Source organism: Amycolatopsis ponsaeliensis (assembly GCF_030182635.1).
Classification (GTDB): Bacteria; Actinomycetota; Actinomycetes; order Mycobacteriales; family Pseudonocardiaceae; genus Amycolatopsis; species Amycolatopsis ponsaeliensis.
Window position 1 is genome coordinate 16,917 of sequence record NZ_JAPZLD010000054.1, and the last position, 11,753, is coordinate 28,669.

At 71.7% G+C, this 11,753-nt stretch carries 11 protein-coding genes; 9 read left to right on the forward strand and 2 right to left on the reverse strand.

Features of this window, described 5'->3' with window-relative positions:
- Window positions 1-11: 11 nt before the first annotated feature.
- The 4 genes from QQ657_RS47580 (at window position 12) to QQ657_RS47595 (ending at window position 4,576) form a co-directional block, all read left to right on the forward strand.
- Window positions 12-1,184, forward strand: coding sequence for an MFS transporter (locus QQ657_RS47580; protein ID WP_284749033.1), 1,173 nt, complete (start codon window positions 12-14; stop codon window positions 1,182-1,184).
- Between the two features lie 244 nt (window positions 1,185-1,428).
- Entirely contained in the window at window positions 1,429-2,817 is a 1,389-nt protein-coding gene (locus tag QQ657_RS47585; RefSeq protein ID WP_284749034.1) for a DUF4331 domain-containing protein, read from the forward strand.
- Between the two features lie 71 nt (window positions 2,818-2,888).
- Window positions 2,889-4,217, forward strand: coding sequence for a tetratricopeptide repeat protein (locus tag QQ657_RS47590; protein ID WP_284749035.1), 1,329 nt, complete (start codon window positions 2,889-2,891; stop codon window positions 4,215-4,217).
- The gene (locus tag QQ657_RS47595; RefSeq protein ID WP_284749036.1) at window positions 4,214-4,576 is read left to right on the forward strand and encodes a hypothetical protein; all 363 of its coding nucleotides are present in this window, start codon (window positions 4,214-4,216) and stop codon (window positions 4,574-4,576) included. Before QQ657_RS47590 ends, QQ657_RS47595 begins: the two co-directional genes overlap by 4 nt.
- A gap of 44 nt (window positions 4,577-4,620) precedes the next feature.
- Here the strand turns inward: QQ657_RS47595 and QQ657_RS47600 are convergent, their stop codons facing one another.
- Window positions 4,621-5,841 carry a cytochrome P450 gene (locus QQ657_RS47600; RefSeq protein ID WP_284749037.1) on the reverse strand — a complete coding sequence of 407 codons (1,221 nt, stop codon included), beginning with the start codon at window positions 5,839-5,841 and terminating at the stop codon, window positions 4,621-4,623.
- A gap of 59 nt (window positions 5,842-5,900) precedes the next feature.
- On the opposite strand from QQ657_RS47600, the gene QQ657_RS47605 reads away from it, so the two are divergent.
- From QQ657_RS47605 to QQ657_RS47625, 5 genes are all read left to right on the forward strand, one after another.
- Window positions 5,901-6,533, forward strand: coding sequence for a TetR/AcrR family transcriptional regulator (locus QQ657_RS47605; RefSeq protein ID WP_284749038.1), 633 nt, complete (start codon window positions 5,901-5,903; stop codon window positions 6,531-6,533).
- Between the two features lie 200 nt (window positions 6,534-6,733).
- A complete protein-coding gene (locus QQ657_RS47610; protein WP_284749039.1) occupies window positions 6,734-7,876 on the forward strand; it encodes a thioester domain-containing protein in 1,143 nt (380 codons plus the stop codon).
- Window positions 7,877-8,026: 150 nt separating this feature from the next.
- A complete protein-coding gene (locus QQ657_RS47615) occupies window positions 8,027-8,908 on the forward strand; it encodes a helix-turn-helix transcriptional regulator (protein ID WP_284749040.1) in 882 nt (293 codons plus the stop codon).
- A 78-nt stretch (window positions 8,909-8,986) separates the two neighbouring features.
- Window positions 8,987-9,808 (forward strand): dioxygenase family protein, encoded by an 822-nt coding sequence (locus tag QQ657_RS47620; protein WP_284749041.1) that lies wholly within the window; start codon window positions 8,987-8,989, stop codon window positions 9,806-9,808.
- Between the two features lie 72 nt (window positions 9,809-9,880).
- Window positions 9,881-10,642 carry a thioesterase II family protein gene (locus QQ657_RS47625; protein WP_284749042.1) on the forward strand — a complete coding sequence of 254 codons (762 nt, stop codon included), beginning with the start codon at window positions 9,881-9,883 and terminating at the stop codon, window positions 10,640-10,642.
- Here the strand turns inward: QQ657_RS47625 and QQ657_RS47630 are convergent.
- Window positions 10,633-11,652: a chitinase gene (locus QQ657_RS47630; protein ID WP_284749086.1), complete on the reverse strand. Its 1,020-nt coding sequence runs from the start codon at window positions 11,650-11,652 to the stop codon at window positions 10,633-10,635. The genes QQ657_RS47625 and QQ657_RS47630 overlap by 10 nt on opposite strands.
- Between the last annotated feature and the right edge of the window lie 101 nt (window positions 11,653-11,753).

Here is an 11,753-nt window from a genome sequence, read left to right on the forward strand (position 1 = left end):
GGGCTTTGCCCATGCGCGCTTTCGCTGTGGTGAAGGGGAACCCGTCGTTCCGGCGATTCTGGCTCGGCATGCTGATCTCGCGCACGGGCGACGTCGTGACGGTGGTGGCGATTTCGTGGCTGGTGCTGACTCTGGCGGGTTCGGCGGCGCTGGGCCTGGTCGTGCTGTGCCAGGGGCTTCCGCGTGTCGTCGCGGGGCCGGTCGCCGGGCGCCTGCTGGACCGGGTGCAGCCGCGGCTGCTGCTCGGGTGGGACAACGCGGTCCGTGGTGTCCTCATCGGACTGGTTCCGGTGCTGTGGCTGCTCGGCTGGCTCGGCGTCGCCGTCCTTTGCGTCCTTTCGGCGGGTGCCGCCTCGGTGTCGGCCTTGACGGAGGTCGCGGAGAGCGCCGTCGTTCCCCGGCTGGTTCCCGAGCCCGAACTGGCTGCCGCCAACACGGCACTCGCCACGAACTGGGAAGCGGCCGCGGTACTCGGCCCGCCACTGGCCGGGGCGCTCGTCGCGGTGACGACGGCACCGGTCGCCCTGGTCGTCGATGCGGCGAGCTTCTTCGTCATGAGCGCGCTGTGTTTCACCCTGCCTCGGATCGAACCGGTGCCGGCCGGCCGCACGAGGCCCGGGTTCGGTGCCCTGCTGCGGCTGCCGGCCGTGCTGTGGACGTCGGTGGCGACGTGCGGGTTCCTCTTCCTCGGCGGGATGACCGAGGTCCTCTACCCGGTGCTGAGCAAGGAGGTCCTGCACACCGGCCCGGCCGGCTATGGGCTGCTGGTGGGCGCGGCGGGCGCCGGTGGCCTGGCCGGCGTTGTCGTCGGCACGCCGCTGGTGACCCGGCTGCGGCCGAACTGGCGCGTTCCGGCCGTGGTCTTGGCCGGCGCGGTGCCGTTCGCGGTGCTGACGATCACCGGTGCGCTGGTCCCCGCGGTCGCGCTGGTCGCGGTGGCGGGCGCGTGCTGGGGACCGTACTTCGCGGTCGAGCGCACCCTGGTGCAGCGCCTGACCCCGGACGCGGTCCGCGGCAGCGTCATGGGCGCCCGGACGGCGATCTCCGCCTTCGGGTTCCCGGCGGGCAGCGCGGCGGCGGGCACGCTGAGCGCAGCCCTCGGCCCGGCCCCCGTGGCGGCCGTGACGTCGGTGGGATACCTGCTGGTGGCCGCCACGCTGCTGGCGGCGTTCCGCGGTGACTGACAGTCCACAGTGGATCAACGCTCCCGGCCACAACATTTCCACAACTTCGCCACAGACCTCGCCGCCCACCATCCGCGTACGGCGGAGGGCGGTTACCCGGCCTCCGCCTCGGGGCGGGTAAGGCACTCCCACGCGTCCCGGACGCCGCCCGCCTCCTGCGGGCGGCTCTTCCTGGGAAGGGGAGGAAATGTCACCACGCCATTCCGCTCGCCGTGGCGCCGTCACGCGGCGTAGAGCGGCCGTCTTGCTCGCGGTCGGGAGCGCTGTGCTCGTCGGGTTGCCCGCCGGGCCCTCGCTTGCCTCGAGTCATCGGGAAGCTCCGCTCATCTCCAGCGATCCGCCCGTCGACAACACCGATGTCTACGCTTTCGTCAGCCCCGACAAGCCGGATACCGTCACGCTCGTCGCGAACTGGTTCCCGTTCGAGGAACCCAACGGCGGGCCGACCTTCTACCCGTGGGCCACCGATGCCCACTACGACCTCAACATCGACAACGACGGCGACGCGAAGGCGGATCTCACCTACCGGTGGGACTTCCGCACCGACGACCGGCGGGGGACCGACACCTTCCTCTACAACGACGACCCGGTCACCTCGCTCGACGACCCGGATCTGTTGTTTCGCCAGTCCTACACGCTCACGCTGATCGACCGGCCGAACGGGAAGGTCACCACCCTCACCAGCTCCGGCAAGGTCGCGCCGTCGAACGTCGGGCCGGCCTCGATGCCGAACTACCAGGTTCTGCGCGACCAGGCCAACATCGCCATCCCGGGCGGCGGGCGGAGCTTCGCCGGGCAGGCCGACGACCCGTTCTTCCTGGACCTGCGGGTCTTCGACCTGCTCTACGGCGGCAACCTGTCCGAGGTCGGGCAGGACACGGTCGCCGGCTACAACGTGAACACCCTCGCGTTGCAGGTGCCCAAGAGCGCGCTGACGCTCGGGGGCAACCCGTCCCGGAACCCGAACATCGGGGTCTGGAGCGACACCGAGCGCTATTCGATCACGCTGCGTTCCCCCGGTACACAGCAGTCGAGCGGCTCCGAGGTCCAGGTTTCGCGCCTGGGCAACCCGCTGGTGAACGAGGTGGTGGTGCCCGCCGGGCTGAAGGACAAGTTCAACTCGCTCCTGCCGGAGCAGGACCGGACCGTCCCCGCGCTCGTGAACCGGGTGAACGTCCCGGAGGTGCCCGCGCTCGTCCAGCGGATCTACGGCATCCCCGCGCCCGCCACGCCACGCAACGACCTGGTGGAGATCTTCCTGTACGGGATCACCACGAAGTTCGGGAACCAGCTCGGCAACCTGGATCTCAACTCGCAGCTGAACAACGCCGACGTCGACCCGGCGAAGTTCGCGCCGTCGGAGCAGCTGCGGCTGAACACGTCGATCCCGCCGGCCGCGCAGCCCAACCGGCTCGGGCTGCTCGGCGGCGACCGCCAGGGGTTCCCGAACGGCCGCCGGCTGGCCGACGACGCGCTCGACATCAGCCTGCAGGTGCTGGAGGGCGCCGCGGTCAGCGGCATCGTCCAGCCGCTCGCCGCGGGTGACCGCGTCGACGCGAACAACGTGCCGTTCGGGGCGACGTTCCCGTACGTCGCGCTGCCGAACACCAAGGCGGTCAACTCGTCCCGCTGAGCCTGTCTCGCCCGGGTGGCCGCCGGTGTCCGCCGGCGGCCACCCACTCCCACTCCTGGAAGGGATGTCCGATGCCAGCCCTGCCCACCGGTTCCCGGCGACCGCGTCTCGGCGCCGTCCTGCTCGTCCTCGGCGTCGCCCTGATCACGGCCGGCCTCGCCGTGCTCGTCCCGCCCCTCGCCCGGGGCCCGGCCACCGTCGCGGGCGGATCGGCCGGGGCTTCGAGCGCACTCGACCGCGCGATCGCCACGGCGCAGGACAAGCTGGCGAAACGGGAGCACGACCCGCGGACCTGGGCCGAGCTCGGCGCCGCCTACGTCGAAGCGGCGCGGGCCAAGGCCGATCCCACCTACTACCCGAAGGCCGAGGACGCGTTGCGCAAGTCGATGGCGCAGCAGCCCGACGGCAACGGGACCGCGCTGGCCGGCCTGGGGGCCCTCGCCAACGCGCGGCACGACTTCGCCGCCGCCCGCGACTGGGGCGAGCGGGCCAAGGCGGTGCTCCCGGACAACGCGGCGGTGTACGGCGTGCTCACCGACGCTTACACCCAGCTCGGCGACACCACGGCGGCCACCGCCGCGTTGCAGCGCATGCTGGACCTCAAGCCGGGTGTCTCCGCGTTCACCCGCGCCGCCTACGAGTTCGAGCTGCACGGCCGCGTCGACGACGCCCGGCACGCGCTCGACCGGGCGCTCGCGGACGCCGTCGACCCCGGCGACGTCGTGTTCTGCCGCCACCTCCTGGGAAAGCTCGCCTTCGACAACGGGGACCTCGACACCGCGCAGCGCCACTTCGACGCGGGCCTGCTCGCGGTCCCGGACGCGGGCCCGCTGCTGCAGGGGAGGGCGACGGTCGCGGCGGCCCGCGGGCAGACCGACGCGGCGCTGGCCGGCCTGCAGGACGTCGTCTCCCGGCAGCCGACCCTGGACAGCCTGCAGGAGTACGCGCTGCTGCTGACGGCGGCGGGCATGCCGGAACCCGCGGCCCGCCAGTACGCGGTCATCGAGGAACAGCAACACATCGACGCGGCCTCGGGAGCGAACATCGACCTGGAAGCGTCTCTGGTCGCCGTCGACCGTGGGAACGTCCGGCAGGCACTCGAGCTGGCTCAGGCGGAGTGGGCGCGCCGGCAGCCCGTGTTCGTCGCGGACGCGGTGGCCTGGGCACTGCACCTGAACGGCCGGGACGCCGCCGCGCTGCCCTACGCCGAACACGCCGCGAGCACGGGCTGGCGCAGCGCCGCGGCCGCGTACCACCGCGGCATGATCCTCGCCGGGCTCGGCCGGAACGCCGAAGCCGTCACGGCGCTCACCGAGGCCTTGCGGATCAACCCGCACTTCTCCGTCGTCGGCGCGCCGGCCGCGCGGTCCGCCCTGGCGAACCTGGGAGGTGCCCGATGAGCCGCGCCGGCCTGACCGGAAGAGCGGGCGCCGTCCTGGTCTTCGCCGCTATCGCCACCGCGTGCACCGCGACGGCGCCCGACCAGGGCCCCCGCTTCGACGACGAAACCACCGGCGGCGTCGTCCAGGAGCTGAGCTGCATGAAGCACCAGCCGCAGGCGCCCGGACCCCGCTACACCGACGCCGCCTTGCGGCGCACCGACGAAACCCTCGCGCTGCTCCGCTACTACACGGCGAACGGCGGCAAGAAGTACTGCGCCGGCGACGACCTCACCGACGTCGACCGGCAGTGGGTCGACCTCTACGTCCGCCTCGGCGCGGACCGGAAGAACGTCGCCGCGCTGCTCGACCGGGGTTGACGCGGAAGCGGCGGCCGAGCCCGAGGGCCCGGCCGCCGCGGGCGTCACGCGTGCACGGTGACCGGGAACTTCGCCGGTCCGCGCAGGTTGATCCGGCCGTTCCACTCCAGTTCGCCCGCGAAGCCCAGCTCGGGGAACCGCTGCACCAGCCGGCTGACGGCGACCTGGCCCTCGAGGCGGGCCAGCGCCGCCCCGAGGCAGTGGTGCGGGCCCGCGCCGAACGACACCTGGTGGCGAGCGTTCGGCCGGTCCAGGCGCAGCTCGGAAGCGTCCGGGCCGAAGAAGCGCTCGTCGCGGTTCGCCGATCCCAAGCACGCCAGCACGAACGTGCCCGCCGGGATCTCCTTGCCCGCCACCGCGTACGGGGACGTCGTGACGCGACGGGTCTGCTGGACCGGGGAGTCGTAGCGCAGGAACTCCTCCACCGCGTTCGCCGCGAGATCCGGCTGGTCTCGCAGCAAAGCCAGTTGTGAGGGGGTGCGCAGCAGCGCGTTGACGCCGTTCGCGATCAGGTTGACCGTCGTCTCGTGGCCGGCCACGTACAGCAGGACCACCTGGGCGACCAGCTCGTCGCCGTCGAGGACCTGGCCGTCGTGCTCGGCCTGGATCAGGGCCGTGAGCAGGTCGTCCGCCGGGTGGTCGCGCTTCCACGCGATCACCTCGCGGGTGATCGCGCTCAGCTCGGCGTCGGCCGCCATGATCGCGCGGGCCGTCTCCTCGTCGGCGACGACCTCCAGCGAGCGCACCAGGGTTCCGCTCAGCTCGCGGATCCGCGAGTGGTCGGTCGGCGGCATGCCCAGCATCTCGGAAATCACCGCGAACGGGAGCGGGAACGCCAGCTCCTCGACCAGGTCCGCTTCGCCTTTCTCGGCCATGCGGTCCAGCGCGGCGTCCACGAGGCCCACGATCTTCGGCTCCAGCGCCGCGACCGCGCGGCGGGTGAAGACCTTCGTGACCAGCGAACGCAGCCGCGTGTGGTCGGGCGGGTCGCGGTCGAGCATCGAGAGGTTCAGCGCGCCCGGATCGCCGTCCGGGGTGAGCGCGGCGGCCTGGTCGAGCAGCGGCCCGGGCGCCAGGTTCCCGACTTCCACCGAGAGCCCGGCCTTCAGCAGCGTCGAGACGTCTTCGTAGCGCGAGACGAACCAGAACCCCAGCGGGTGCTCCTGCACCGGGTCCTCGTCACGCAGCATCTTGTACTGCTCGTACGGGTTCTCGAAGAAGCCGGGCGCGAACGGGTTGAACAGAAGCTCGTTGACGTCGGTCATGGCAACCCCCACATGCACTGTGTCGGTGACATGCACAGTGTATGTCCTATGCTTTGCGCATGTCGACCAAGAGCCGGCGGGAGCAGTACTCCGAGGCCACCCGGGCCGCCCTGCTGGCGGCGGCCACCCGCCGGTTCGCCGACCACGGGTTCACCGGCGCGGCGCTGGAGGACATCGCCGGCGACATCCAGGCCACGCGCGGCGCGATCTACCACCACTTCGCGAACAAGACGGCATTGTTCGAGGCGGTTTTCGCGCAGCTCGAGACCGAGGCGATGGAACTGTCGGCGACCGCGGCGGCGCGGGCGGCGGACCCCTGGTCGGCGGCTTTCGCGGCTCTCGACGTGTTCCTCGAGCGCTGCTGCGACCCGGTGTACGGCAAGCTCGTCTGGCAGGAGGCGCCGCTGGCCCTCGGCTGGCTGCGCTGGCAGGCCGCCGAGGAGCAGTACGCCTACGGGCTCGTCGAGCAGCTGATCAAGGCCCTGATCGAGGGCGGCGACATCGACGACCAGCCGCTGGAAACCACGACGCGCCTGGTGTTCGGCATGCTCGGCACGGCCGGGATGGCGCTGGCCGAGGCGTCCGATGTGGACAAGCCCCGGCTCAAGGCGGAGTACGCCGCCGTCATCGGGAAGATGGCGTCGGGGTTGCGCCCGGCAGTAGGCCAAGTGGGTGCCGAGCGCACCGGATAAATCGCAACTTGCACCTTTCTTTCCGACCGTTTTATGCGGTTCCGCAGCCCATTCGAGTTAATGGGGACACCGCGCGTAGCGCTTGTTGGGTCCGTGTAAGCTCCGGTCTCGCTTGACCGGGTGATCGCTCACCCGAATCGGTGGCCGCCTGCGGGGGTGTGTGGCCGCCCTGTCGTGGTTCGGGCTCGGATAGGAGATTTATGCAGGTCAGGTCCACTCTCGTGCGTGGCGGGATCGCGGCTCTCGCCGCGGCCGCCGCCGTGATGATCAGCTCGCCGGCCGCTCTTGCCGACGACGGTGCCGCTCGCGGCCGCGTCGACGAGCACGCCGGCACGGTCGGCTACCGGCTCAACCTCGGCCAGGGCGGCGACTACATCGCCGAGCTCTTCGAGATGAAGCTCTCCAACGGCAGCACGCTGAAGCTGTACTGCGTGCAGATCACCGTCGGCCTGCGCACCGATGTCGACATGGTCGAGCGGCCGTGGAACAAGTACCCCGCCGAAGGCCCGTTCAAGTCGAACAGCGCGAAGATCAACTGGGTGCTGCACAACGGCTACCCGGGCACCGGCCTCGACGCGCTGGGCAAGGCGCTGAAGAAGGCCGGCGTCGAGGTCCACGACGGCGTCTCCGAGCGCGAGGCCATCGCCGCGACGCAGGCCGCCGTGTGGCACTTCAGCGACGGTGTGAACCTGGACGCCACCAAGCCGCTGGCCGAGGAGAACTCGGCCGACGCCAACGCCGACGTCGCCGCGCTCTACGCCTACTTCACCGGTGACCAGAACAAGGGCATCGGCGAGCAGCCGAAGCCGACGCTGAACATCGCCGCGGACAAGACCGAGGGCGCGGCCGGTGGCAAGATCGGCCCGTACAGCGTCGCCACCAGCGGGGATGTCACCTCGCTGACCAGCCAGCTGCCCGCGGGCGTCAAGATCACCGACGCCGACGGCAAGGAGCTGAAGGGCTCGGACGTCAAGGACGGCAGCAAGCTGTTCGTCGACGTCCCGGCGGGCACCACGCCGGGCAAGGGCGCCTTCACCCTCAAGGCCACCGGCGAGCTGGACACCGGCCGCCTGTTCGTCGCCGACAACTACGCGAAGAAGCCGGCGCAGTCGCTGATCGTCGCCGACTCGGAGAAGACCGAGGTGACCGCGAACGCGGCCGCCAGCTGGACCGAGGCCGGTGCCCCGACCACCGCGCCGAGCACCCCGGCCGGCTCGAACGGCGGGGGCGGCGACCTGGCCAACACCGGTGTCGACGCCGCGGTCCCGTTCACCGTCGGCGGCCTGCTGCTCGGCGGCGGCGCGCTGATGCTGCTGGTGAACCGGCGTCGCAGCCGCGCGTAAGCACTAGTCAGTACCCGTGAACGGGGTCGGTCCACTATGGACCGGCCCCGTTTCGCATCCGACCATCGGATTGCGACCATCGGGGCAAACCCGGCGAACCGCACGTGCATTGGTCTAGACTTTTCGCCCGGACGGCGAAGGGACGAGACCATGCGCGGTACGACCGTTCCGCCCGGGACGCCCTGCGAACGGCCGCGGGCGGGGGAGCTGCCGATGCACCGGCTGGAGGTGCCGGCCCCGCACGCGCCGCCGTTCGCGGTCGGCACGTTCGACGAGATCGGGCCGCTCTCGCGCGCGGAGTTCCCGCACCGGCACACCTTCCACGAGCTCGTCCACGTCACCGGCGGCACAGGTGCGCACGTCCTCGACCTGACGCGCCGGCCGCTGCGGCCGCCGCAGCTCGCCGTCATCGCGCCGGGGCAGGTGCACCAGTGGGCCGGCGTGCGCGGCCTGACCGGCCACGTCGTCCTGTTCACCGACGACTTCCTCCTCGACCACCCGGCCGACCGCGAGCTGCTGCGGCGGCTGAGCGAACAGCCGTGGCTCCGGCTGGACGCGCGCGCCGACGCGGCCGTCACGCGGGTGATCGCCGACCTCGAAGAGGAACACCGCCACGGCGAAGAGTCCGTGCTGCGGGCCCTGGTGCACGTCCTGGTCGCGCGCGCCGGGCGGCTGCTGGGGACGCCGCCGCCCGCGCCCGCCGGAGCGGTGGCGGCGGAGTTCGCCCGGCTCGCCGGCCGCCCGGACCTCGGGCTGTGGTCGGTGTCCGCGCACGCCCGGCGCATCGGCGTCACGCCGGGGCACCTCACCGAGGCCGTGAAGGCCGCGACCGGCCGCACCGCCGCGCAGCTGCTGCGCGAGGCGCGCACCCGGGAGGCCCAGCGGTTCCTGCTGCGGACGGACCTCACCGTGCGCCAAGTCGCGACCCGCGTCGGGTTCGCCGACCCGGCCTACTTCTGCCGGTTCTTCCGCCGCGAAACCGGGCTGAGCCCCGGCGACTTCCGCCGCGGCGGGGAGAATCACCACGACTGACCGAGCCAGTCCATCGTCGCGGACCCGGTGCGCTGCCTACGTTCGAGGGGATTCCCGACGCCCCCACGAGGAGCAGGCATGGACGAGGACACCAAGCTCAGCCGCAAGACGGTGCTGCGGGCCGCGCTGGCCGCGGGCGTCGCCGCGCCGGTCGCCCTGATCGGCGGGCCGGCGCTCGCCCGCACGACCGTCGCCGGCGGCCAGGCCCCGGAACTGACGCCCGCGTGCCACGACGGCGACGAGCCGACGATCGAGCAGACCGAAGGTCCCTACTTCAAGCCGAACTCACCGGAGCGGACCGACCTGGTCACGCCCGGCACCCAGGGCACGCGCCTGACGGTGTCCGGCTACGTCTTCGGGCGCGCCTGCCTGCCGGTGAACCGCGCGCTGCTGGACTTCTGGCAGGCGGACGTCAACGGCGCCTACGACAACACCGGCTACACCTTCCGCGGCCACCAGTACACCGACGCGCAGGGCGCGTTCCGGCTCTCGACGATCGTGCCCGGCCTCTACCCCGGCCGCACCCGGCACATCCACGTGAAGGTCCAGGCGCCCGGCCGGCCGATCCTCACCACCCAGCTCTACTTCCCGAACGAGCCGCGGAACAACACCGACACGATCTTCGACGCGCGGCTCCTGATGACCGTGCGGGACAACGGCACCGCGAAGGAAGCCGCGTTCGACTTCGTGCTGAACGTCCCGCAGACCCCGACGTCCACGACGCCGACATCGCCGCCCACCTCCACCCCGCCCGGGGGCGCCACCTGGGCGGCGGGCACCGCCTACGCGGCGGGTGCCCGGGTCACCTACGGCGGCCGGGGCTACGTGTGCCTGCAGGGCCACACCGCCCAGCCGGGCTGGGAACCGCCGGCCGTCCCCGCGCTGTGGCGGGCGGAGTGACGTCCTGAGGCGGGCCGACTTCCGCACGATCGGCGTCGACCCGGCCCGGGCCGGCCTGGGACATTCGCCGGTATGACGGATTCGAAAGCGTGGTTCCGGCGTTTCCACCCGGCCGCACCCGGCGCGCCGCGGCTCTTGTGCTTCCCGCACGCCGGGGGGACGGCGAGCTACTTCCACTCGCTCTCGGCCGCACTGGCCCCCGCGGTCGACGTGCTGGCCGTGCAGTACCCGGGCCGGCAGGACCGGCACGCCGAACCGCTGGTGGACGACCTGTTCCTGCTCGCCGACCGGCTGGCGGAGGTGGTCGCCGCCGAAGTCACCGGGCCGACGGCGTTCTTCGGGCACAGCATGGGCGCGAGCCTGGCCTTCGAGGTCGCGCGGCGGCTCGGGGCCGGGCCGATCGGCTTGTTCGCGTCGGGGCGCCGGGCACCGGCGTCGTTCGCCGGTGGGCCGGTCCCCGAGCGGAGTGATGACGAACTGCTCGCCGACGTCCGGCGGATCGGCGGTACCGACCCCCGGGTGCTGGCACATCCCGAGCTCCTGCGCCTGGTGCTGCCGGTGCTGCGCAACGACTTCAAGGCCGCGGAGACCTACCACTACCGGCCGGGGCCCGACGTCGGCTGCCCGGTCTTCGCGCTGTTCGGCGACAGCGACCCGAGGGTCACCGAGGCCGAGGCGCGGCGGTGGGCGGAGCACACGTCCGGGCCCTTCGAGCTGAAGGCGTTCCCGGGCGGTCACTTCTACCTGAACGACAACCTCGAGGAGGTGGGCGGGCTGATCGGCGAGCGGCTCACCCAGTGGACGGGTGAGCCGCTCGCGTCAGATCAGCAGTAGAGGTTGGCGCCGGGGTCGACGCCGAGGATGGACGTGATCTGGCGGTACTTGTCGACGCGGCTCTGGACCTGGGCCGGGTTGCCGCCGTTGCACTCGATCGAGCCGTTGATGCTGCGGATGGTCTCGCCGAAGCCGCGGCTGTTGACCATCGCGTTGTGCGGGGTCATCGTGCCGGGGCCGCTCTGGGTGTTCCAGTACCAGAGGCCGGTCTTCCAGGCGACGGCCGAGTTCTGCTCGACCTGCCACGGGTTGCCGAGCAGGTCGATGCCGAGGGCGTCACCCGCGGCCTTGTAGTTGAAGTTCCAGCTGAGCTGGATCGGGCCGCGGCCGTAGTACGCCGCCTGGCCTGCCGGGCAGCCGTAGGACTGGCTCCAGTCGCAGTAGTGCGGGTAGTTGGCCGTGTTCTGCTCGACGATGTAGACGAGGCCGCCGGTTTCGTGGTTGACGTTCGCGAGGAACGCGGCCGCTTCCTGCTTCTTCACCGTGTCACTGCCGGTGTTCGCGAAGCCGGGGTAGGCCGACAGGGCCGCGGTCAGGCCGCTGTAGCTGTAGAAGCTGTTGCGGCCGGGGAAGATCTGGTTGAACTGGGCTTCGCTGACGACGAACGCGCCCGGGTTGCCGGGGTTCGTGCCGCCGCCGCAGTCGTAGGGCTCCCAGTACCAGGTGCTGATGATGGGGTCGTAGCCCGGATTCGCGTTCTTGGCGCGGTAGTAGCCGCCGTTGGTGTACTTGACGATGGCGCCGACGTCGTACCACTGGCCCGCGACCCAGTTGGGCGCGTTGCAGGTGGTGCCGCCGCCTCCGCCGTCGCAGCTGTAGGGCTCCCAGTACCAGGTGCTGATGATGGGGTCGTAGCCCGGGTTGGCGTTCTTGGCGCGGTAATAGCTGCCGTTGGTGTACTTGACGACCGCGCCCACGTCGTACCACTGACCGGCGACCCAGTTCGGCCCGCTGCAGGCGGCAGCCGCGGCCTGCGGGGCCTGACCGGTGGCGGCGGGCACGCCGAGCACGAGTGCGGCGGCGGCGGCGAATGCTGACAGGACCGCGACAAGACGTCTTCTCAAGACTTGCTCACTCCTTCGGCCACGACGGAGTCCGGACGCGGGGGCGC

Bases quoted from the DNA above. Each gene is read 5' to 3' on its own strand.
- QQ657_RS47595 (WP_284749036.1), top strand. From the start codon at position 4,214: ATGAGCCGCGCCGGCCTGACCGGAAGAGCGGGCGCCGTCCTGGTCTTC.
- QQ657_RS47600 (WP_284749037.1), bottom strand. From the start codon at position 5,841: ATGACCGACGTCAACGAGCTTCTGTTCAACCCGTTCGCGCCCGGCTTC.
- QQ657_RS47610 (WP_284749039.1), top strand. From the start codon at position 6,734: ATGCAGGTCAGGTCCACTCTCGTGCGTGGCGGGATCGCGGCTCTCGCC.
- QQ657_RS47605 (WP_284749038.1), top strand. From the start codon at position 5,901: ATGTCGACCAAGAGCCGGCGGGAGCAGTACTCCGAGGCCACCCGGGCC.
- QQ657_RS47590 (WP_284749035.1), top strand. From the start codon at position 2,889: ATGCCAGCCCTGCCCACCGGTTCCCGGCGACCGCGTCTCGGCGCCGTC.
- QQ657_RS47580 (WP_284749033.1), top strand. From the start codon at position 12: ATGCGCGCTTTCGCTGTGGTGAAGGGGAACCCGTCGTTCCGGCGATTC.
- QQ657_RS47615 (WP_284749040.1), top strand. From the start codon at position 8,027: ATGCGCGGTACGACCGTTCCGCCCGGGACGCCCTGCGAACGGCCGCGG.
- QQ657_RS47625 (WP_284749042.1), top strand. From the start codon at position 9,881: ATGACGGATTCGAAAGCGTGGTTCCGGCGTTTCCACCCGGCCGCACCC.
- QQ657_RS47620 (WP_284749041.1), top strand. From the start codon at position 8,987: ATGGACGAGGACACCAAGCTCAGCCGCAAGACGGTGCTGCGGGCCGCG.